We start from the raw sequence: 20,459 nt of genomic DNA, 5'->3' as shown, positions 1-20,459 counted from the left end.
CATTGTAACATGGCCTCTTAGATCGACATAGACGATTGACTCCGGGTGACATCTCATTTTAATATGACATTGTCATATAAAAATATAGATGCTCAAAAATCATTGAGAACTCTGTATATCCTGAGAAAAACTATGTTTGGAGGTTGACTGTGGATTTAGGTATTGCGGGTAAGACGGTAATCATCACTGGTGGTAGTGGTGGCATTGGCCGAGGGCTGGTATTGGAATTTGCGCGTGAAGGCTGCAATGTAGTCAGTGCCTCCAGGGACGCCAAGACCGGAGAGAGATTGGCCCAAGAGGCGCAAGAGCAGGGCTTTGCCGGAAAAATTCTGGCGGTAGCGACTGATGTTACTGATCGCGCTTCAGTGGATGCCATGGTAGATCTGGCTCATGAACACTTTGGTCCCGTTGATATTTTGGTGAACAACGCCGGTGGTGTTGCACACCCGGCGAACTTTGAAGACTTTGACGAAGCCGGTCGTGACTGGGAAATCAAACTGAACATTGATGGTGTTGTGAACTGTTGCCAGGCGGTGTCCAAGGATATGCTGGAGCGCGGTACCGGCAGCATCATTAACATTTCTTCAACCTCTTCACTGTTGGGTGAAGCGGCTCACAACCTGGTCCACTACGGCGGTGTAAAGGGTTTTGTTAACAGCTTTTCGAAGTCTCTGGCTTGGGAGTGGGCCAAGAAAGGCGTACGGGTTAACACGGTTTGCCCCGGCTGGATCGTCCCCCATAAGGCGGAACAGGTTGGCGAGGGCAGCTTCTGGAACCGTTTCGGTTTCGAGCAAATTGGTAAGCCGGACAAGATGCAGAAGGATATGGAAGCAGGCACTCTCTACAATATGAGCAGCCTGCCATTGCCCCGTCTGGGTCGTCCCGAAGATATGGCCTACATGTGTATGTTCCTTGCCTCTGAGCGTGCCGGCTATGTCACCGGCCAGATGATTACTGTCAGTGGTGGACAGTTCATGCACTAAGTTGTCATCCACCGCCCCGCAGTAATATGCGGGGCGGATTTGGCAACACAAGTGGTCAGTAAACCTATTAACAAAGAAGGTAAGAAGTTATGTCTCAACGGGTGAAAGACAAAGTCGCCGTTGTCACCGCTGCCGGTCTGGGCATCGGCCGTGCCTGTGCTGTTCGGTTTGCATCAGAAGGCGCAAAAGTCGTGGTTAGTGATATTAACCCTGACAATGCTGCCAAAACCGTGGAAATCATCACAGAAAATGGTGGTGAAGCCGTTTCCATGATTACGGATGTGACTCAGGCGGATCAGGTGGATGCACTGGTCAGTGATGCCGTTGCGAAATTCGGTCGTCTCGACATTATGGTGAACAACGCCGGCGGGGCATTGCCGAATCAGTATCTGGATGCGAGCCTTGAGGAATACCACAAGATCATGGCGCTGAATATGCATTCGGTCCATTACGGCCTGCGTGCTGCGTTGCCGGTTATGAAAGAGCAGGGTGGCGGCAGTATTGTCAGTATGTCGTCCGGGGCGGGCCTGGGATACTGCGGTGGCCTGAGCATCTACGGGGGCGCAAAAGCCGGTCTTGCACATTTGACCCGGGGCGTAGCCGTGGAATATGGCAAATACGGAATCCGCGCCAATGTGATTTCTCCTGGTCCAATGGATACTCCGGGCCTCAGAACCTGGTTGGAAACTCTGCCAAACGGTTACGAGAAGTGGAGCGAACATGTTCCGGTTGGCCGCTTGGGATTGGCGGAGGATATTGCTAACGCAGCGTTGTTCCTGTGCTCCGATGAGGCTTCTTTTGTGAATGGTATCTTGATGCCGGTTGACGGTGCGGTACACGCTAAGCTGTCTGAACCCTAAAAACCCCTGGAGGAATACCGGTCAATGGGAATGCTTAATTGGTTAATGTCTCCCAGGGGCTTGGCCACGGATCGTTGGTGCGTAAAATACCTCGGCGTTTCGCCTCTGAATCATGTATTTGCGCGGCAGGGTGGTTTTAAGGCCAGGCCGGCACTGTTGCTGGAAACAGTAGGCCGAAAGAGCGGCGTACTTCGGCCTGTTGTGCTACCTTACTATGAACTGGAAGGGCGTTTGTTTGTCGTCGGTTCTAAAGGTGGCGCGCCGAAAGACCCCTATTGGGTAGAAAATCTCAGAGCTTGGGCTTACGTTTCCATTCGCAAGCGACGCAAGAAAATTTCAGTGCAGGCCAGAGTGCTGTCGCCGGAGGAGCGTCGCCCGATTTGGGAGGCCATTTGCGAGTTGATGCCCGTCTATCGTCAATACCAGCAAAGCACGGATCGCCAGATCCCTGTTGTCGAATTACAGCCCCAAGGCTAATGTTCTGATTAGCCGGTCAGTAGTTGCTGTAGGCCCGTTGTCGGGCCTCTGCGTGCTTCTTGCGAAATTCCCGAGGGCTAAGACCGGACCAGCTTTTCACTGCACGAGCGAATCCGCTGGGTTCTGCAAATCCACCAAGACGTCCGATTTCAGACAGCGGCAGATTACTGCCCGTCAGGTATTCCTCCACAACCTGTCGCCTGATTTGTTCTTTGATCAAGCTGTAGCTGGTGTCTTCTTCTCGCAGGCGGCGTCTCAGGGTCTGGCTGCCGACGTAGCACTCGCTTGCGATCTGGTCGATAGTGGGAAACTGGCGATTTTTTGTAAAGTGATCGTGTAAGCTGCGTGTTACTCGTTCTTTAAACGAACCTCTGTTGTGAGGGAAGGTAATCAGGTCGATCTGTGGGTGATTGACATATTCTTCAAGGTGCTCTTTGGTTCGAACGATGCGGTCAGACAGATATCGGGAGCCGAATACGATACTGTTGTGGGGCTGTTCAAACTGACATTCGCAACCGTACACCGCATCATACTCTTCCGGTGCGACAGAGGGTTGATGGCTAAAGTTCACCTCCAAAAGAGGAACATTTTTGCCGATGAGCCAACCGCTAAGACGATGCCAGGAACGTAACCACCACTCCTTCATGATGTTTTCCGGATCCACGTGGGGGTTGTTGAACGCGATTCTAATCTCAGATTTACCGTCACCTGTCTCCTCCAGATGAAACCTGAATTCTGAGACCGCAGTGTCAAAATATCGAAAACCAAGCTTCAATGCATCCCTGAGATTGTGTTTTGTCATGGCTATTTCACACATAAACTCAAAGTTACTGCGGCCCTGGTCTCTGGGTATCTGACCCATAAAGTCGTCGTACTTTCTGATCTCGCGGGTAACTATCGCCAGTTGTCGCGGTGTAAAACGATGGTTGTCGTCATGTATCGCAGAGACTTCAAAGCCGGCGGCCTGGCAGACGGTCTCTACGTCCCAGCCTGAAGTCTCGGCGCTTCTCATAATTACCCGAACATATCGATCGATTAAATTTTCAGCCGACATCCCGATAGCCTCTTGATCTGTTGATGCAAGTTAACCTTTGAATTTTCATTGCTTAAATAGCGCCAGATCTCAAAAACTTGTCTCAAGGTGACAAGTTTTTGATTCCAGGGTCGACCGGTGATCGGATTGGGCAAGTTACTATGAGCGTTATGCTTGTTTCTCTTCATATAATTCAAGCATCACAGGGTCGTTTTCACGTTCCAGGTACATAGAGGCTACCCCGGCGTCTTCGAAACGCTTGAAAAAGACTCGTGAGTAACCAAATTCCTTTGCCTTTTCTTCGGTCTTTTCGATGTCATCGACGGAACAGCGAATATGCTGAACACCTTCGCGTCCGGCTTCGATGAATTCTTTATAGGGTGTTTCACCGGATACGCATTCAATCAGCTCGATCTCGACATCACCTTCCATAAACAATGCAATTTTCAAGGAGGATTTTTCCTGACGACCTCGATATTCCCACTCCAAATCAGGAAGGTTCATGACGTAGCTCTGCCCAAACAGCGGTTCATAGAGTTTTATAGCTTCTTCGAGGTTTTTCACGACAAACCCCACTTGGTTTACCGATGACAATCCCAGCGCATTCTTTAATTCTTTATTCATAGTCAATCTCTCGTTATTGCAGCCGCAATCAGACCGCAGGTAGTTGGTGGTTGAAGATATTTACTAAAATATAATATGTGCGTATTATAATTTCAAACCTGTTGAATCTACATGACGATGACGACCGTCTGTGTCATCGAATCCCATAGCCGTGCGCAATGAAATTGGAGAGTTGGAGAGAAAGTTATGTTTAAAGGCATTCAGTATGACTACAGCGGTGCAAAGGTCCTGGTTACCGGTGGCACCAGCGGAATTGGCCTGGCCTGCGCAAAAGCGTACCAGGAGGCGGGAGCGTCGGTCATCATTACCGGTCGCAAAGCATCAGCTGAAGAATACGGAGCGGATCTCGGTCAATTTGAGTATCGTCAGCTTGAGGTCAGTTCGAGAGAGCAGTTGTTGGAGCTGGCGGCCGGTCTGGACGGTTTGGATATTCTGATCAATAACGCAGGAGGCACTCAGGATGACGAATGGAGTCACGACGGTTTTGATCAATCCCTGAATATCAATCTGGCCAGTGCATTTCATCTGAGCAAAGCCTGTGAGCCGCTCTTGAAAGCGAGTGAATTCGAAGGCGGAGCCAGTATCATCGGGATTGCCTCCATGACGTCGTTCTTCGGTTCCGAGTGGACGCCCGGGTACGGCCCGGCCAAGGCCGGTATTGTGCAATTGGCCAAAACGCTGGGCCACAGCTGGGCGAAATCCGGCATTCGCGCCAACGCCGTGGCGGCGGGATTCACACGCACCAATCTCACCGAGTCAGTCATTGAGCATATGCCGGCATTGGTTGAAGAGATGTTTGTGCGCCAGGGCCTGAAGCGGGTAGGGGAGTCTGAGGATATCGCCGCGGCTGTGTTATTCTTGACGTCTCCGGCGGCGAGCTGGATTACAGGTCAAACTTTGTCGGTTGATGGCGGGTTCACAATCGGCATGTGATAAGGAACGGTACATGACGTCTGCCACCCTCAATAAACACCAGAAAAATTCGGGTAAAACCCGGGACAAGCTCATCGAAGCCGCAGAAGAACTCTATGGCAGTGGCAGCATAGACGCGGTTTCATTGAATGAGATCACGGCCGCAGCGGGGCAGAGGAATCGAAATGCCCTGCAATATCACTTTAAAAGCCGGGATGGATTGCTGCAGGCTATCGTTGACAAGCACAGCTCGCAGGTGGGTGTTCATCGTGAGGAGTATGTGAAAAGGGCCGGAGACGGCGAGTGGACGGCCCCGGAGGGTGCCGCGCGGTGCCTGGTGATGCCGGTTGTCGACTATATTGATACCAATCCCAAGGCGGTGAACTATGTGCTGATCATCTCACAGCTGACGGCGCTGAATGTGGTCACCGATGATCTGACCGGAGCCATGGGAGTCAACTTCCCTCAGGAGCCGGGCTTGAGAGAATTGCTGGATGATGCCATGAGTGCGCTGCCATCAGCTGAGGCGCAGCGTCGTATTCATTTGGCGGTCAATATTGCCTTTCACTCACTGGCGGACATCTATCGTACTCAGATCAAGAAAAGAAAATCTCTGAAAACCAAGGCAAGAGATCAAATGATCGAACAGCTTGTCTGTGTTTTGGAGTCATTCTTTGCTGCTACTGCCAGAGAGTAAAGTGTTTATGTATGAAGGAATTGAAAAATATGTTAACTGAAGCTGACATCATCAAGGTTATGGAAGCGGCTCATGACACCAGCAATATTGAGCGCGAAGATCATATCAGAAGTGTCTTCCAGACGTACGCTGATGCCTTTAGTAACGATGATATTGAAACTGTCCTGGGGCTGTTCGCGGATGATGCGGTTCTGGAAGACCCGGTGGACACAACGCCCATCAAGGGCAAGGCAGATCTGCGAGTATTCTACCAATTCGCCATGGCGCATGTAGACAGGATAGTTCTGGAGGGCAATGTACGGGCTGGTAGAAACAAGGGCTCTGCGGCAATGTTGGTCTATGCCAAAAGTGGGGACAGCATCAGCGAGACCACAGATGTCATGGAGTTCAATGAGGAGGGCAAAATAGTGTCAATGAAAGCCTACTGGGGTGCCGGGAATACCCGTCCCCTATAATTCAAAATGTCAGGACAGGACAGCTGATTGAACAACCAGGCTCTGTAATCCTTTCCATCAAATGAGATACTGAGGCTCCGGGTTAAGGCCAGAGGTATTGACGATGTCGGTAGAGGCAAGGCTGGTTCCGCTACATGCGTTGCCAGAAGATCGCGGATGGTTGCCGATACAGCCCCATCCCGTCATCGCATATGGCGAAGGGCCGATTTCTCCCAATGCGGACGTGGTGGTTGACTCCCAACAGCAGGCTGAGGGATTGGCGCAACGCGTTCAGCAGTTTCCATTGGCCGCACTGACCCTGGTCCAGGTGCTACGGGCTACGGAGCATTTGCCGATTGCTTCGGCGCTGGATATGGAATCCATGGCTTATTCAAACCTGCAAACCGGAGACGAATTCAAGCACTGGCTGGCTCAAAGAGGAGCAGAACCGCAGACTATCACCGGCGAGGGTGATCCTATTCTCCTCAACCGGGATGGGCCGAAGTTAACCGCGATTCTCAACCGGCCCGATTCCCGCAACTCCATGACCGTCGAAATGCGGGATGCCTGGATTGAGGTGCTGGAACTGGCAGCTCTGGACGACAGCATTGAGTCGATTCAATTCAGTGCTAACGGCAGCTGTTTTAGTGTCGGTGGGGAACTCAGGGAGTTTGGATCACTGCCATCTCCGGCCGTGGCTCACTGGGTACGCAGCGTCCGCAGTCCCGCGCGCATGTTAGCGCAATTGTCGGAGCGATTGACCTTTCGCGTTCATCGGGCCTGTATCGGTTCCGGTATCGAATTGCCGGCTTTCGCGAAGCGCGTGATTGCGGACAGAAAAACAGTGTTCCAGTTACCGGAGCTGCAGCTGGGGTTGGTCCCGGGCGCAGGCGGCTGTGTCAGTATCCCCCGGCGAATCGGCCGCCAGCGTACCGCCTGGATGGTACTCAGCGGGCGTAAGATCAATGCCGAAACAGCCCTGGATTGGGGCTTGGTGGACGAGCTGCGTTCTTAAGCAAGATCAATGGTACTTGCTGAAACCATTTAGGCAATACTCCCTGTAGCAGCGGGCTCCGACCGCGACTGGCTCGGTAGCCCTGTTTCAGCTATTGTCGCGGTCAGAGCCCGCTGCTACGGTGAGTTCGAGCTTTGAATTTATGCTTAAGCAAGCGCCATTGAATCAAAGATGACGTTTCCATCAACGATGGTGGTTGTTACTTTAACTTCATTAAGGGCTTTTCTCGCACTGTGCCAATTGCGGTCCAGCAGGCAAAGATCGGCGTTGGCACCCACGCGGACTGCGGTGGATTGAACGCCGGGTGCGTGCAACTCACTGGTAAAAAGCTGTAACGCCTGTTCCGGCGTCAGGACCTCGTGTTCGCCCAGGGTATGTCCATCGGGAGTACAACGATTGACGGCATGGTGCATGGATAGCCAGGGATTGGGAGTGCCGAAGGGGGCATCGCTGCCCCCGGCAAGTGGAACGCCCGCTGACAGAAATCCCCGGCATCGGTACAGCCAGGGTTGATCATCGGGCTCAACATCGACTCTATACTGATCACCACGCTCGCCGATAAAGTGGGGCTGGGTTACCACCCTCAGCCCCAGTTCGCGGATCTGCTGCAGCTGTTGCGGTGGGGTGACGGAGGCGTGTTCTATTCGATCTCCCGGTTTCGCTCCCGCCTGTTGCAGGGCTTCCAGGCTGAATATCAACTCCACACGGGTGACGCAGTGAATGGCGACATTGCGATTGTCCCTGTGAGCTTTTTCAATACGGTCGCAGAGTTCGTAGAAATCCGGCAGTTGCGATTCAAGCAGGTGAATTTTCAATTCACCGCGCGTCAGCCAGTCGCTGTCTACCTGGTGCGACAACTGCGGGCCACCCATGACACGTACTCGCTGCAGCAGATCACCCTGCTGCTGGCATTTGGCGAAGTACGCCCAATTGTCAGGCCCGTTACTCGGGGTTGTGTCGGTCAAGCCGGTAACGCCGTAGCTGGCCAATATACGACTGACTTCAGATAATTCGGGAGGCTTGTTGGGCAACTGGGCGCGCAGCCAGGCATCCAGTTCGTAGAGCCGACCGGTGGGCTCGTGGTTAACCCGCTCGACACTGGCACCCGCCGTGACGAGTTTCGATTCCCCCAGAATCTCAAGCGCCTTGCTGTTCAGAATCCAGAGCCGACCGCCACGTTGTTGGACTTTCACTGGCCTGTCGGGAATCCATTGATCCAGCCAATAACGATCAATATCCCCCGCCAGGGAATGATGATAGCCCACGACCCGAAGCCACTCCCCGCTGTTGCGGGTATTCTCAGCCTGCAGTTGCCGCGTAAATTCCCGTTCCTGGTTAATTTTGCATCGGGTAATGTCCAAAGACTGTAGTGATGCCGCCAGTGACAGCAAATGGATATGGTGGTCGTGCAGGCCGGGCAACAATGCCCGCTCCCGCGCCTCAAGGGTCGGGACTTTCTCCTCGACTAAAAGTGTTGGCGCGATGGCGACCACTTTACCGTTGCGGATCAAGACATCCTGTAATTCTGTTTCAGGAGCGATTTCGGCCTGTCGAATCAGCATAGGGCCGAACTCTCTTGCAGCACCGATTGAGTATGTGCCCCCAAATCTGCCGCTTTGGTCCTGGCTGTGCGGGTTGTGAAAGAGGTCGGTGGTTCAGGGCAGTCTTGAAGCACCTCTCGCCACTGCTCAAACCGCTGGCGATAGTCACCATGGGCGGGCGCCGTGGCGCTTATGCAGTGCGCAACGGTTGAGTGCAGAGACAATGACAGCAAGCGGCCACCGCCTGACAGCCAACTGGCATAGGCTGCCAGGGCAGTGTGCATCCCGGTCAGGGGATCGGCAATGGCGTCCCCAACCATCAGTCTCTGTCCGCAAGCTTGTTGCATAATGGCAGGCAGACCGGCGGCTGCAGCCGCATCATCGCCAAAGCCGATCCAGTTGGCTTGCGGTTCATCCCGGCCATAACCGCAGATACTGATCCAGCTCAGCCCGGGTTTCTGCTCCAGGCAGTCTTCCGCCAGGATGCCCATTTGCCGCAGCGCGCGTGGGCGAGAACCTTCAATGACAATATCGCAGCGGTTGATCAGCTGACGCAATTGGGCGTGTCCCTCAGAGGTGTGCAGGGGCAGGGCAACCGAGCGCTTATTCTGGTTGAGTAAATCAAAAAAATCCGCATTGCCGTTGCGGGCGCCGTCTTCCCGTTTGGTGCTCTCCACTTTGATGACATCGGCTCCCAGTCCTTGCAGTAAATGGCTACAGAGAGGGCCAGCCCAAAGCGATGCCAGGTCCAGCACTCTGGGCGCGTTGCCGGCGGGCAGAGAGGGTTTGGTCTGGTAATGGGAGCCGAGCCAGCGGCAATCGGTTGGTGGGGTGAGGTGTGCATCGGCAACGGCCAGTCCCAACAGGCGCCCCTGCTCAATCAGTTGCAGACGACAACGGCAGGACACGGCTTCAGCAATGGCGGCCCAGTGCCTATCAACCGGTTGTTCGAGCCAGGCGGGCAACAGTTGCCAGTCAGACTCTCTGGGCAGGTTAAGTGCAATAGCTCCGTTCTTGCAGGTCAATAACTGACAGCTGCCCCCGGGGGAAGATTGTCCCTGTCGAGACAGGCCCATAAGGTGGGCCCGCTCGGTCAGCAGCATGGCGGCATCAACGTCAATCAAAGCCGATGGGTTCTTCAGCGGCCCTGCCGCCGCCAGCGCACGCAGGGCCAGCAATACGCCCTGGGCACAGTTGGGTAGCGGCACGGGACAACAGGTCGCGTCCGCCTCGGGCAAGCCTGTGAGGGCTTCGAGGCCGGTTTCACGCCATAGCTGGGCGGGGTGACACTCCGAGTGCTCATGTAACGGCCTGACGGCAGCGCCCAAATCACTGAGCAGCTTTGCCCCGTAGTCAGCGCTGATTGGATCGCCGGGCAGCTCAATTGGCGCCAAATGATTCAATAAATCCATGCATCCATGCTAGGCATTGGTCTGTTGCGGTACAAGGGAAATGTGTTGCTTTGTCGTCTTGAGACAAGTTTTTGGAGTGGTTTGATATTCAAAGCGCCTGGGGCTGGCGGTAACTTTGAAACCAGTTTAGAGACAGAGAATATAGCCACCATGAGAGACAGCACCACCGATAATGACCTGCTGGCCCGAATCGACCGTCTGGAGTCCCTGGATGCGATTCGCCAGCTGGTGTCAAAGTACTCCGTCAGTTTGGACATGCGCGATCTGGATGCCCACGTCAATCTGTTTGCCCCGGATATCAGGGTCAGCCGGGAGCTGGTGGGACGCTCGCATCTCAAGCGTTGGCTGGACGATACTCTGCGTTTGCAGTTTACCGGTACCTCCCATCACATCGGCAATCATATTATTGAGTTTGACGACGCCGATCATGCCCACGGCGTGGTCTACTCCAAAAACGAACACGAAACCCCCTGTGCCAATGGCGATACAGAATGGGTCATCATGCAGATGGTCTACTGGGATAATTACGAGCGCATCGACGGCCGCTGGCTGTTCCGCAGACGCCTGCCTTGCTACTGGTACGCCACTGATCTCAACAAACCGCCGGTGGGTGACAACAAGATGCGCTGGCCGGATCGCGATACTTATGAGGGCGGTTATCACGAACTCTTCCCAAGCTGGAAGGAGTTCTGGAAAAACCCACCCACCGAGGACGAACCTCAGGTAGCCGAACCGGCACCGCTGGATGAATTCCTGTACCGCATGCGCGGAGATGCTCCTTTTCCGCGAATTGTTGTGCGTTAAAAACTCTCTCTATAGGCGAACAGATAATGACAAAATCAGAAGACTATGGATTAGGGCCGGCATCCTTCCCCCGGGGATGGTTTATCGTTGCCGACAGCACTGAGTTGAGTGTCGACAAGCCCCAGGCGGTGAAACTCTTTGGCCGGGATCTCGCCCTGTATCGGGGAGAGAGCGGTAATCCGGTGATGCTGGATGCCCATTGCCCGCACATGGGTACGCATCTGACCGCCAGCGACAGTACCGCACTGGTCAACAGCGGGCAGCAGATCGAAGGTGACTCAATTCGCTGCCCCTATCACGGCTGGCGCTTTGGCCCCGACGGTCAGTGTGACGACATTCCCTACTTTGACGGACCCTGCCCAAAGGCTGCCAAGATCAGATCCTATCCGGTAAAAGAAGTGATGGGCTGTGTGATGGTGTGGTTCGATCCCGAAGGTGGTGAACCGCTGTTTGACGCCCCCGATCTACCGGAATGGAATGACCCCGGCTGGGTCCAATGGAAGCTCAATTGTCTGGGCGAGCTGGACGTACATCCGATCGAAGTGCTGGACAATATGGCCGACGTGGCTCATTTGGGACCTACCCACGGGGCACCTTGCGAGTACTTTGAAAATGAACTGCGCGATCACATTGTGATCCAGCGCCAGGGCGGTGTACTGAAGCAGTATGGTTGTCTGTTGCAGTCCACCACCTGGTACACGGGACCTGGTCTGTTGTTATCCAAGCAGAAGTTTGGCGATCAACTGATTTACGAGTTGATTGCCAACACCCCCGTTGAAGACGGCAAAGTACGTGTTTGGCACGGCGCGCTGGTGCGTTCGGCGAATGAGGTGGCCACAGAAGCGGATATCGCCAAAGCACGCGAAGCCCAGGCCGGGGCGCTGCAGTCGTTTTCCAGTGACTTTACGGTGTGGAAAAACAAGCGCCCTGCCACTCAAATCATGAAGGTTCCGACCGATGGGCCCTTCCACAAAATTCGGGCATGGCACCAGCAGTTCTATTGCGAAGCGGACAAAGTGAGCGAACTGCAAGCCAAGCACAACGGTATCTACCATGTTCGCGGCATGGAGACACCGGATGATGATGCCAGATCACTGGACGTCGGGCTCTTTGATTGAGTGTTGTGCCCTCAAGCATGCCTTTTAAAAACTATGAAACGAGTGAAGAATCCATGAGAACACCGATCTATAAATCACGCCCCGTCGCACCATATCCCGCTCGATTTGAAGCGGAGAGAATCAACGACTTTATCGTGATGTCCGAAGGTTACTCCAATACCTACCTGATTGAGACGCCTGAGGGCAGTATTCTGGTTAACGCGGGCATGGGGTTCGAGGCACCGGTTCACTATGAAAACTATCAGGGTGAGTCTACGCAGGCCAGTGATATCAAATATCTGATTACCACCCAATCCCATCCTGACCATATTGGCGGCGTGCAGTTTTTCAGGGACATAAGCCCTGATCTCACTTACATTGCCCAAGCGGGCGGCGATGAGCACAAAGCCTATGAAGCCAGACTCACTGAGTTTCGCTCCCGGCGTTTTGCATTTCGCTTCAGAGAAGAGTTCGACAAGACATTTTCTTACTATGCCGCCCACGGCTATACCAAGCTCAACAAGCAGGATTCTCCAACCCCTGATCTCACCTTCGAGCACCGCCATGAGTTCAGCCTGGGCGGTCTGGATGTTGTGTTGATTGCCGCCAAAGGGGCGGAAACCAATGACTCATTGATTGTGTGGTTGCCGCAGCACAAGATCTGCCTGACCGGTAACCTGTTTGGCTGTCCGTTTGGGCACTTCCCCAATCTGGTCACCATCCGCGGTGATCGCTACCGGGATGCACTGACCTGTGCCGCTGCCGCACAGACTGTTCTCGACCTGGAAGCAGAGCTGATCCTCTATGGTCACCATGCGCCGATCGCAGGCAAAGAACTGATTAAGGCCGAGGTAACCGCCTATCGCGATGCCATCCTTTATGTGCACGACGAAACCGTCAAAGGCATGAATGAGGGTAAGGACCTGCATACCCTGATGCGCGATATTCAACTGCCCGCCGAGTGTGAAGTCGGCCAGGGCTACGGCAAGGTTTCCTGGAGCGTTCGCGCCATCTGGGAAAGCTACACCGGCTGGTTTCATCATCAATCCACCACAGAACTCTATAGCGTTCCCCAGCGTACGATCAACAGGGATCTCATTGAACTTGCGGGAGCCGATAATTTGATCGAACGTGCCCAGGGTAAATTCGCCGATAATCAACCGGAGCAGGCGTTGCATTTGTTGGACATCGTGCTGGCGGAAGACCCGGATGCCGAGGAGGCAAAGGCTCTGGCGATTGCCATTCACGAGAAGCTGTTGAGTGAAAGTGAAAACTTCTGGCTTAGCGGGTGGCTGGAAAACCGCATCAAACTGCTCAAGGGTGGCAATACCGCACCTCTTACCTTGAAATAAACGTTGTGATCAAAAGAATAGGAGCCGCGTGATGTCTGGCGGAATATTAATTGAGGATCTGGCTGAGCCTGTGTTCACCGACAAGCAACGTTCAGCACTCCAATATGGAGAGTCGCTGTCTGTTGACTTGAGCAGGGCTTCTATCCTGGCAGCAGCGGAAAAGAAAACCGGGCTCAGTGATTGGGGCCCGGAGGATTTTCTACAGCGACTGGATCTGCTCTGTGATGAGTGGAACAGTGACGATGGGCTGAATAATCTGGGCCGCTTGTCGCTGCGCAATAAGCTTGTTCAGCACGCCACCAGTCGGTTGCTGATTCAGCATCAGTTTAATCTGCATCCGGAGATCCGTGCGGTTGAGATTGACTCTCCGATCATCGTGGCGGGTTTGCCCCGTTCCGGCACCACCCATCTTCTTAATTTGATGGCGTCGGACTCACGTTTGCGTGCACTGCATCTGTGGGAAGCGTACGAACCGGTACCCATGCCGGGGGAGACACTATTGCCTGATGGTACAGACCCCCGTTACCAGCGTTGTCAGAAAGCCTGGGATTCATTGCAGGAGCTGGCCCCGCTGATTGGTGCCATGCACCCCATGAACCCGGACCACATCCATGAAGAGCTGGAGCTCATGGGGCCCAACTTTGGCTCTTATAACTACGAATGGCTCAGTCTGTCACCGCGCTGGCGTGATCAATACTTCGCCGAAGATCAGACCTATCAGTACGAGTACATGCGGGATGTGCTGAAATTGCTGACCTGGCAACAAAAGGATTCCGACAAGCCAACGCGGTGGGTACTCAAGTGTCCGCAGCACTTGGAACAACTGCCCGTGCTGCACAAGGTATTCCCTGACGCCACTGTTGCTATCACCCATCGTGATCCTGCGTCGGTGATTCAATCAGCGGTCACAATGTGGACCTATAGTCAACGGATGAGCCGCAGCTCCATCGATCTGGACGCAATTGTGGCCTACTGGATTGACCGTATTGAACATCTCTTACGCGCTTGTGCGGAAGATCGTCATCGGTTGCCATCGGACCAGAGTATCGACGTTCCCTTCCACGTGCTGGTGGAGGACGATATCGGTATGGTTGAGAAGATCTACGAAAAGGCCAATTTGGCCATGACGGATCGCGCCAGATCGGAATTGAGTCGTTTCGTGCATACTCACAAAGAGAACTACGGTAAAGTGATCTACGATATGAAACGCCAGTTTGGCATCGATCCGGATGAGCTTCGAGAGCGGTTCAATTTCTATTTTGATGCGTTTCCTGTAAAACGCGGACGAGGTTAAGTACCCTATGCGCCTATCTAACATGCCGTTTGGTGTATCCATTGTCGCTGCCGCGTTCGCGGCTCAAGCGCTTGCATTGGGGCTCGGTGCGGGTATTTATCCGGTGTTTATGGCATACATCGAATCCGCCTACAGTATCAACCGTGCGCAAGCCAGTCTGGGCCTGCCGCTAATATTTATTGTCGGCGCACTGGTGTCTCCGCTGATCGGCGCACGGGTGGACCGCGGTTCGCCCAAAACCATTATGAGCGCTGGTGCGCTGTGTATGGGGGCCGGCCTGGCTCTGTTGTCCCAGGTGCAGTCTCTGGCCTTATTCGTCTTTATATGGGCCATTCTGGTTGGTGCCGGACAAGCCATGCTGGGTACCATTCCCGCCACCTCGGTGGTAAGCAACTGGTTTCTGGCCAGACGCAGCACCATGGTCGCCGTTGCGGCCACCGGTATCACTGTGGGCATGGCTATTGCCCCTCTATTGGCGGAATGGTTGATAGAGATGCTCGGCTGGCGGCAGGCGTTGTTCGGTCTGGGGATCATCTGCACCGGATTGGGAGTGCCCGTCGTGCTGTTGGGCATTGTCAAGCGACCACAGGATGTCGGCCTGGCCGTGGATGGCGCGGTCAACGCCAGTGATCCCACCAGTGGCGACCCGGTATCGGGGGCGGCCGATGCTGGAGCTGATGAATCGACACCGATCTTTGGTGATAAACGCTTCTGGTTGATGGCCGCCACCTTTGCCACCCTGGCCGGTCTGTCACTGGCTTTTACCACACATGTTGTCAGCTGGGCGGGAGAAAGCGGTTTTGAACGCAGGTTTGCGGTGATGTTACTGTCAGTAGCTGCGATATCGGCAGCGATTGGTAAGCTGTCCTTTGGTTTCCTTTGCGATCTGATTGGTCTGCGCAAGTCTCTGTTGACCGGTGTCGGGGCACAAGTGCTGGGGTGGTCGTTGATGTTGATGGCTCCGCATCCATTAGTGTTTGCTGCGGGCACCATGTGCTTTGCGTTCGGCACCGGTTGTATCGTTCCCTTGCAGGCAGCCACCATCAGTCATATCTGGGGGGGTGCCAATTTCGGTCGTGTGATGGGTTGTACCGGACTGGTGGCCATTATCAGTATCCTGCTGGCACCGACGGTGTTGGGAATCGCCTACGAGGCAACCGGAGGGTACGACCTGCCGATGCTGGCGGTACTGCCGGTATTGTTTGTGCCCGGGCTTCTGTTTATGGCGCTGCAACTGGACGCCGAAGACTCTCCCAAGGCGGTAACGCCGGCGGAACTCTCATAACGTTGAAATAGGGCCGCGTCACAGGTTCGTACTCCACGCGTTAGACCCGTAGAAGGGTGGATTAGCAAAGCGTAATCCACCTTGGATCAGGCGCTTTGGGGCTAATTGGTGGATTACGCCTTCGGCTAATCCACCCTACGCTCGGACAGCCAATTTCTATTTAACCAACCATAAAGGTGATGTTGTAACAATGAAGAAGCTAATGTCGTTTTGTATCGCATTTACTTTAGCGCTGAGTTTTTCACTGAATGCAGCCGCTAATGACGAGGTTAAGAATAGCGGCGAGGTTAAGGAAAAAGCGGTTCAGCATTTGATAGTGAAAGATGTAGAGTCAATGGATCAGGCCAGGAAAATTCTTATTGAAAAAACAGCAGAAATTCAAAGCAAGAAGAATCTGGATGCGCAGACCCTACACCAGATCCACATGATTACCTACACTTTGGAAAAAGGCGTGGCTTATTATGCCGAGAACCTGACCGGTGAATGGCAGGCATTGGCAAAGGAAATTGCGGTAGTTGTGGAAGATATTCATATCAACTCTGAAAACAACCGCCCGCAAAAAACAGGGGATCACTTGAACAAGTACTTTGCGCTGGCAGATCGCTTTATCTCGGGGCTTTAGTTGACCGGCAGCGGATGCAAGCTGATAAGGTTTCCTCTGCCGTAATGCCGGTGGAGCCCTCTCGGCAAGGGACAATATCAAGGCCGCCTCGATATGCTGGAAGATGCTAAGCTACTGATAAAAGTGATAGAGAGCGGAAACTTTTCTGAAGCGGCGAGGGAGCTGAACGTGGCTGTCTCGTCCATCAGCCGTCGAATCAAGAAACTTGAAACCAGGCTGGGGGCACCGCTCTTTTATCGAAACTCTCGTAAGTTTGAATTGACCACCGAGGGCAGAGCTTACTATAGCTACATGAATGAAGCGCTTCGCAATGTTGTTAAAGCGGAGCGTGCGGTTCAGGTGCTTTGCGGTTCTTATGAAGGCTCTATCCAAATCGCGTCTGGAAAAGCGCTGACCAACCATGTATTGGCGCCAATCGTGGCGAGATTCTCACGAGAGCACCCGAATATCTCGATTAAGATTCACAGCTCTGATGAATCACTGACCTTTGCACCGAAGGATGTCGATATCGTTTTTTATATGGGCGAGCTGAAAGACAGTGAGCTGATAGCGACTGAGATTATGCAAGAAACACTGGTTCTGGTCTGTTCACGGAGTTTTTTGGAAGAAAATGACGTTGACCGCAACGACAAGGTGGAGCTCTTCAAGCATCACATCACTTACCCATCGAATTACGCCAGTGACCTGCGCAAACAGGAAGGTCTGGCATCCTTCAGTGGTAACGCCTTCCCAAAAATTGTGATTAATGACTCTGAGAGTACCTACCATATGGTGAAGGCGGGCATTGGTGTCGCCGTCCTGCCCAGATTTGTTGTCAGCGAGGATGTCTCAAGCGGCAACCTTATTGAACTTAATGATATCCTTGCGCCTATTAAGGCCAAGGTGAATGCCGTCTTTCAGGTGCCTCCGTCCAAAAGTCCACGTATCAATAAGTTTATGCACTACGTGAATCTGCATCTGCGGGGCGGTTGAATTCCACTATTCGCTTCAACACCTGCACTTGAAGTACAGGTGTTGAAACCATATCGCGTAATCCCCTAAAAATAGTGCCAATCCAGAAACTAAGCTGTCACAACCCCGCATGGAATGGGCTATATTCGTAGGGTGGATTAGCAAAGCGTAATCCACCTTTTATCTGCTGCTTTCCCCGCAATCGGTGGATTCCAAAAGTAGGCGCTCTAGGCGACGGCTTCGCCTAATCCACCCTACACTTCAGACTTAAGTAGTGTGTTCAAATGGGCACTAACTACCAGCTGTAGTCCACGCCCACGGACCAGCTGCGCGGCGAATTATAGCCCCCGGTCACCATACCGAGACCCAAATCAACGGCGTCGGTCAGTACACGCTTATTGTTCAGGTTCTTACCTGCGGCATAGACGCGCCACTGCTCATCTTGCGAGACCCAGGTCACCTGTGCATTCCATATGCCGTGTGAATCAGAAATGGCATTACGCAGAGAAGCTTCGCGACTGTCCCAGGGTTGGGTGGCCGGAGTTTCATCGGTATAGGCATATTGCAGGAACAGCTCAACACCTCCGATTGCGTCCAACGGCAGTTGGTAACGAGTACTGATGTTACCGCTCCACTGAGGGGCTCGACCGGTCTTCATAAATTCGGCGACGTCCACGGCTACGAACTCACCATCCACTTCCTGTTGTTCCATAGACTCTTTGACCTCGGCATCGAGGTAGCTGAGGTTCAAGTCCATGCGCCAGTCCTGCGTGAACGCGTAGCCGATGGTCATATCGACACCCTCAGTAACGGCCGCACCAAAGTTGCCCACAACGGCTTCAAGATCAAGGCTGCCGTCTTCGTTTTCCAAAACAATAAAGTTACGGAACTGAACATCATCAATTTCGTTTCTGAACCACTCGATATTGAATAACATACGACCGTTCATTAGCGTGGATTTAAAACCGATGGCGTAGGCGGTCAGGGTTTCTTCGTCAAAGTTTGATGTGTCTGAATCGGGGATGCCATTAAACCCCCCGGATTTAAAGCTGGTCGATACACTGCCGTATACCATACCCAGGTCCGGTATGCTGTAACTCAAGCCAACCAGATAATCGAAGCTGCTCCATTCGCCCTCTTCGTCAATCACTTGCACACCGTCATCAAGATGCATGACCGATTGAGTGAATAAGGGCGCCCCGAGCTGAGCCGTCATTGCCTCGGTGGCGCCGGAAATTCTGTCATCGTACCAATACTGGTTGCCCAAACCATCGACAAACAAGGCAGCCAGAATATTGGTGTTCTTGTCTATATTGATGCTCTCTTTTTCTTCCTCGGTGTAACGGCCGCCAATGTTAAGTGTCAGCTGTTCCGTAATATCCCATTCAATGTTCACAAAGGCCGCTTTGCTTTCGAGCTCGGATTTTGCTTCCAGTGATTCCTCAAGGATGATCATCCCGGGGTTCAGTTCCTGTCCGGCCAAAGGCAACCATTGATTCAGGGTATCTTCAACGCTGGGCTGTGATCCAAGGATTCCGGTAAAGGCATCCCGGACTCCGGCGACGGTGAGATTATTAAACAGGGAAGTTGTTAACAGCGCATCCTGAACACTCGGATTATTCTCGTGGTCGAAGTAGTAAAGACCCGCGATAACGTTGAGATTGTCTGAAGAGTAGGATAACTGCAATTCCTGCGAAAACTGCTTGTCTTGTGGGCCTGAGGTCGTAGCGACATAGCCGTGGGCCGTGCCATCTACTTCCGTGTTACGTATGGTTTCGCTTCGGTAGCTGGAAGTGATTGATTTCACCGACCAGAGATCGTTGATTTCATAATCCACCACCAGGTTGGCGAGCTTGGACTCCACATTGAAGCGGCCGGGATCAACGTCGGTACTGACATGGTCTTCGTTGCTATGCTGAGCATCAGTCGAGCGATCGATGGGCAAAAATTCGTAGGCTTCCAGACCACTGGGTAAGATGAAATTGGACGCTTCAGCAATCTGAAGCTGTTCTTCCCGCGTGAGCACCGAGTAAATTTGCGTGGGTACCCGACTGACCGAATCATTCTCGATATGGCTGTAGGAGAAGTTTACCGAAAGGTCGTCGGTTGGGTCCCAGGCCAGGGCAATTCGAGCCCCCCCCAAGTCCTCGGTCCAGTATTCCTCACCGGTATTCACATCTTCTTGTAAGCCGTCCCTCTCTTTATGGCTTATGGTGATAAGCCCGGACAGGGTTTCGGTAATGGGCCCGGTCACACTGGCTTTTATCCCCAGCATTCCGTCGCTGCCAAACTGGGTTTCAATGCTGCCACCGAATTCGTCCGAGGGTTTCTGGGAAGTGAATTTGATGGCGCCGGCGGTGGTATTGCGACCGTACAGCGTCCCCTGGGGACCTTTGAGTACTTCCACCTGCGCCACGTCGAGCAGATTTACGAATTGACCGGATTCCCCCAGAATATAAGTATCGTCGATGTAGATGGCGACACTGGGTTCAAAGGAGCCTCCGAAGGGGGAGCCCACGCCACGGATCGAGGCGTTGGTGGATCCCGACGTCAAGCCACCGGTCTCCGCGATGTAGACGTTACTGACTGCGCTCTGCAAATCGGTAACATCATTGATCTGCATCTGCTTGAGGGCATCTGCATTGAACGCAGACACGGTAATAGGCACATCCTGAATGCTTTCCAGGCGTTTACGTGCTGTGACTACAATTTCTTCCATTGCATAGGATTCATCCTCCTGTGCTTGCACACCAGGGGTGACGGCCAATTGAATCGCTATCGCCATCCACGTTGGCCTAAACACCTTATTTACCTTAGCTAATTGAGATTTGTTGATCATCGTCGACTCCCCATTATTATTTTCGGGTTTTGGGTTCTGCTATACGCTCTAACAGCTTGTCCCAAGCTAGCAGAATGGCAGCGCAGGGAAATAGCTCAAGGTATCAAATTGCTTTCCTCAAGCTACCAGATTGTCTGTGTCTGGAACCTAAGGCCTGTTTCCGGCGTTGCCAGCAAGTCAAAGCAAGGAACTTGTTAGTCAATGATAAGTTTATGGGCACCACAGCC

Annotated in this window: 19 protein-coding genes; 14 read left to right on the top strand and 5 right to left on the bottom strand. The window is 53.2% G+C overall.

What is annotated here, in order from left to right; genetic code table 11:
* Positions 1–149: 149 nt before the first annotated feature.
* From HBA55_RS00290 to HBA55_RS00280, 3 genes are all read left to right on the top strand, one after another.
* A complete protein-coding gene (locus tag HBA55_RS00290) occupies positions 150–983 on the top strand; it encodes an SDR family oxidoreductase (RefSeq protein ID WP_166985202.1) in 834 nt (277 codons plus the stop codon).
* Positions 984–1,072: 89 nt separating this feature from the next.
* Entirely contained in the window at positions 1,073–1,843 is a 771-nt protein-coding gene (locus HBA55_RS00285; RefSeq protein WP_166985199.1) for an SDR family NAD(P)-dependent oxidoreductase, read from the top strand.
* A 24-nt stretch (positions 1,844–1,867) separates the two neighbouring features.
* On the top strand, positions 1,868–2,320 hold the full coding sequence (locus tag HBA55_RS00280) for a nitroreductase family deazaflavin-dependent oxidoreductase (protein ID WP_166985196.1): 453 nt from the start codon (positions 1,868–1,870) through the stop codon (positions 2,318–2,320).
* 16 nt (positions 2,321–2,336) lie between these two features.
* Here the strand turns inward: HBA55_RS00280 and HBA55_RS00275 are convergent, their stop codons facing one another.
* A complete protein-coding gene (locus HBA55_RS00275; protein ID WP_166985193.1) occupies positions 2,337–3,374 on the bottom strand; it encodes an AraC family transcriptional regulator in 1,038 nt (345 codons plus the stop codon).
* 147 nt (positions 3,375–3,521) lie between these two features.
* On the bottom strand, positions 3,522–3,977 hold the full coding sequence (locus HBA55_RS00270; protein WP_166985190.1) for a VOC family protein: 456 nt from the start codon (positions 3,975–3,977) through the stop codon (positions 3,522–3,524).
* Positions 3,978–4,163: 186 nt separating this feature from the next.
* Between HBA55_RS00270 and HBA55_RS00265 the strand changes: the two genes are divergently transcribed.
* From HBA55_RS00265 to HBA55_RS00250, 4 genes are all read left to right on the top strand, one after another.
* Positions 4,164–4,910, top strand: a complete 747-nt coding sequence (locus HBA55_RS00265) for an SDR family NAD(P)-dependent oxidoreductase (protein ID WP_166985187.1) — start codon at positions 4,164–4,166, stop codon at positions 4,908–4,910.
* Positions 4,911–4,923: 13 nt separating this feature from the next.
* A complete protein-coding gene (locus HBA55_RS00260; protein WP_166985184.1) occupies positions 4,924–5,586 on the top strand; it encodes a TetR/AcrR family transcriptional regulator in 663 nt (220 codons plus the stop codon).
* Positions 5,587–5,615: 29 nt separating this feature from the next.
* Entirely contained in the window at positions 5,616–6,041 is a 426-nt protein-coding gene (locus HBA55_RS00255) for a nuclear transport factor 2 family protein (RefSeq protein ID WP_166985181.1), read from the top strand.
* Positions 6,042–6,144: 103 nt separating this feature from the next.
* On the top strand, positions 6,145–7,035 hold the full coding sequence (locus HBA55_RS00250) for an enoyl-CoA hydratase/isomerase family protein (protein WP_166985178.1): 891 nt from the start codon (positions 6,145–6,147) through the stop codon (positions 7,033–7,035).
* A 146-nt stretch (positions 7,036–7,181) separates the two neighbouring features.
* On the opposite strand, the gene HBA55_RS00245 is transcribed toward HBA55_RS00250, so the two are convergent.
* Together HBA55_RS00245 and HBA55_RS00240 are read right to left on the bottom strand one after the other, a co-directional pair.
* Complete coding sequence (locus tag HBA55_RS00245; protein WP_166985175.1) at positions 7,182–8,597, bottom strand: amidohydrolase; 1,416 nt, start codon at positions 8,595–8,597, stop codon at positions 7,182–7,184.
* Positions 8,591–9,988, bottom strand: a complete 1,398-nt coding sequence (locus HBA55_RS00240) for a CoA transferase (RefSeq protein WP_166985172.1) — start codon at positions 9,986–9,988, stop codon at positions 8,591–8,593. The genes HBA55_RS00245 and HBA55_RS00240 overlap by 7 nt, the downstream gene beginning before the upstream one ends.
* A gap of 150 nt (positions 9,989–10,138) precedes the next feature.
* Between HBA55_RS00240 and HBA55_RS00235 the strand changes: the two genes are divergently transcribed.
* The 7 genes from HBA55_RS00235 (at position 10,139) to HBA55_RS00205 (ending at position 17,414) form a co-directional block, all read left to right on the top strand.
* Positions 10,139–10,792, top strand: coding sequence for a nuclear transport factor 2 family protein (locus HBA55_RS00235; RefSeq protein ID WP_166985169.1), 654 nt, complete (start codon positions 10,139–10,141; stop codon positions 10,790–10,792).
* Between the two features lie 26 nt (positions 10,793–10,818).
* Positions 10,819–11,910, top strand: a complete 1,092-nt coding sequence (locus tag HBA55_RS00230) for an aromatic ring-hydroxylating dioxygenase subunit alpha (protein ID WP_166985166.1) — start codon at positions 10,819–10,821, stop codon at positions 11,908–11,910.
* Between the two features lie 53 nt (positions 11,911–11,963).
* Complete coding sequence (locus tag HBA55_RS00225) at positions 11,964–13,241, top strand: alkyl sulfatase dimerization domain-containing protein (RefSeq protein ID WP_166985163.1); 1,278 nt, start codon at positions 11,964–11,966, stop codon at positions 13,239–13,241.
* Positions 13,242–13,272: 31 nt separating this feature from the next.
* On the top strand, positions 13,273–14,535 hold the full coding sequence (locus tag HBA55_RS00220) for a sulfotransferase family protein (protein WP_166985160.1): 1,263 nt from the start codon (positions 13,273–13,275) through the stop codon (positions 14,533–14,535).
* Between the two features lie 7 nt (positions 14,536–14,542).
* Positions 14,543–15,820 carry an MFS transporter gene (locus tag HBA55_RS00215; protein WP_166985157.1) on the top strand — a complete coding sequence of 426 codons (1,278 nt, stop codon included), beginning with the start codon at positions 14,543–14,545 and terminating at the stop codon, positions 15,818–15,820.
* A 190-nt stretch (positions 15,821–16,010) separates the two neighbouring features.
* Positions 16,011–16,442 (top strand): DUF6746 family protein, encoded by a 432-nt coding sequence (locus HBA55_RS00210; protein ID WP_206019473.1) that lies wholly within the window; start codon positions 16,011–16,013, stop codon positions 16,440–16,442.
* A gap of 93 nt (positions 16,443–16,535) precedes the next feature.
* Positions 16,536–17,414, top strand: coding sequence for a LysR family transcriptional regulator (locus HBA55_RS00205; RefSeq protein ID WP_166985154.1), 879 nt, complete (start codon positions 16,536–16,538; stop codon positions 17,412–17,414).
* A gap of 274 nt (positions 17,415–17,688) precedes the next feature.
* Here HBA55_RS00205 and HBA55_RS00200 read toward each other — a convergent pair whose 3' ends face one another.
* Positions 17,689–20,178 (bottom strand): TonB-dependent receptor, encoded by a 2,490-nt coding sequence (locus HBA55_RS00200; RefSeq protein WP_166985151.1) that lies wholly within the window; start codon positions 20,176–20,178, stop codon positions 17,689–17,691.
* Between the last annotated feature and the right edge of the window lie 281 nt (positions 20,179–20,459).

Origin of the sequence: Pseudomaricurvus alkylphenolicus, assembly GCF_011683955.1 — a bacterium.
Taxonomy (GTDB): domain Bacteria; phylum Pseudomonadota; class Gammaproteobacteria; order Pseudomonadales; family Cellvibrionaceae; genus Pseudomaricurvus; species Pseudomaricurvus alkylphenolicus.
The sequence above is the reverse complement of the archived record's forward strand: the minus strand, read 5'-3'. Positions and strand labels throughout refer to the sequence as shown.

Bases quoted from the DNA above. Each gene is read 5' to 3' on its own strand.
- HBA55_RS00230 (WP_166985166.1), top strand. From the start codon at position 10,819: ATGACAAAATCAGAAGACTATGGATTAGGGCCGGCATCCTTCCCCCGG.
- HBA55_RS00250 (WP_166985178.1), top strand. From the start codon at position 6,145: ATGTCGGTAGAGGCAAGGCTGGTTCCGCTACATGCGTTGCCAGAAGAT.
- HBA55_RS00265 (WP_166985187.1), top strand. From the start codon at position 4,164: ATGTTTAAAGGCATTCAGTATGACTACAGCGGTGCAAAGGTCCTGGTT.
- HBA55_RS00205 (WP_166985154.1), top strand. From the start codon at position 16,536: ATGCTGGAAGATGCTAAGCTACTGATAAAAGTGATAGAGAGCGGAAAC.
- HBA55_RS00235 (WP_166985169.1), top strand. From the start codon at position 10,139: ATGAGAGACAGCACCACCGATAATGACCTGCTGGCCCGAATCGACCGT.
- HBA55_RS00260 (WP_166985184.1), top strand. From the start codon at position 4,924: ATGACGTCTGCCACCCTCAATAAACACCAGAAAAATTCGGGTAAAACC.
- HBA55_RS00285 (WP_166985199.1), top strand. From the start codon at position 1,073: ATGTCTCAACGGGTGAAAGACAAAGTCGCCGTTGTCACCGCTGCCGGT.
- HBA55_RS00200 (WP_166985151.1), bottom strand. From the start codon at position 20,178: ATGGCGATAGCGATTCAATTGGCCGTCACCCCTGGTGTGCAAGCACAG.
- HBA55_RS00245 (WP_166985175.1), bottom strand. From the start codon at position 8,597: ATGCTGATTCGACAGGCCGAAATCGCTCCTGAAACAGAATTACAGGAT.
- HBA55_RS00270 (WP_166985190.1), bottom strand. From the start codon at position 3,977: ATGAATAAAGAATTAAAGAATGCGCTGGGATTGTCATCGGTAAACCAA.
- HBA55_RS00240 (WP_166985172.1), bottom strand. From the start codon at position 9,988: ATGGATTTATTGAATCATTTGGCGCCAATTGAGCTGCCCGGCGATCCA.
- HBA55_RS00220 (WP_166985160.1), top strand. From the start codon at position 13,273: ATGTCTGGCGGAATATTAATTGAGGATCTGGCTGAGCCTGTGTTCACC.
- HBA55_RS00275 (WP_166985193.1), bottom strand. From the start codon at position 3,374: ATGTCGGCTGAAAATTTAATCGATCGATATGTTCGGGTAATTATGAGA.
- HBA55_RS00255 (WP_166985181.1), top strand. From the start codon at position 5,616: ATGTTAACTGAAGCTGACATCATCAAGGTTATGGAAGCGGCTCATGAC.
- HBA55_RS00225 (WP_166985163.1), top strand. From the start codon at position 11,964: ATGAGAACACCGATCTATAAATCACGCCCCGTCGCACCATATCCCGCT.
- HBA55_RS00210 (WP_206019473.1), top strand. From the start codon at position 16,011: ATGAAGAAGCTAATGTCGTTTTGTATCGCATTTACTTTAGCGCTGAGT.
- HBA55_RS00215 (WP_166985157.1), top strand. From the start codon at position 14,543: ATGCGCCTATCTAACATGCCGTTTGGTGTATCCATTGTCGCTGCCGCG.
- HBA55_RS00280 (WP_166985196.1), top strand. From the start codon at position 1,868: ATGGGAATGCTTAATTGGTTAATGTCTCCCAGGGGCTTGGCCACGGAT.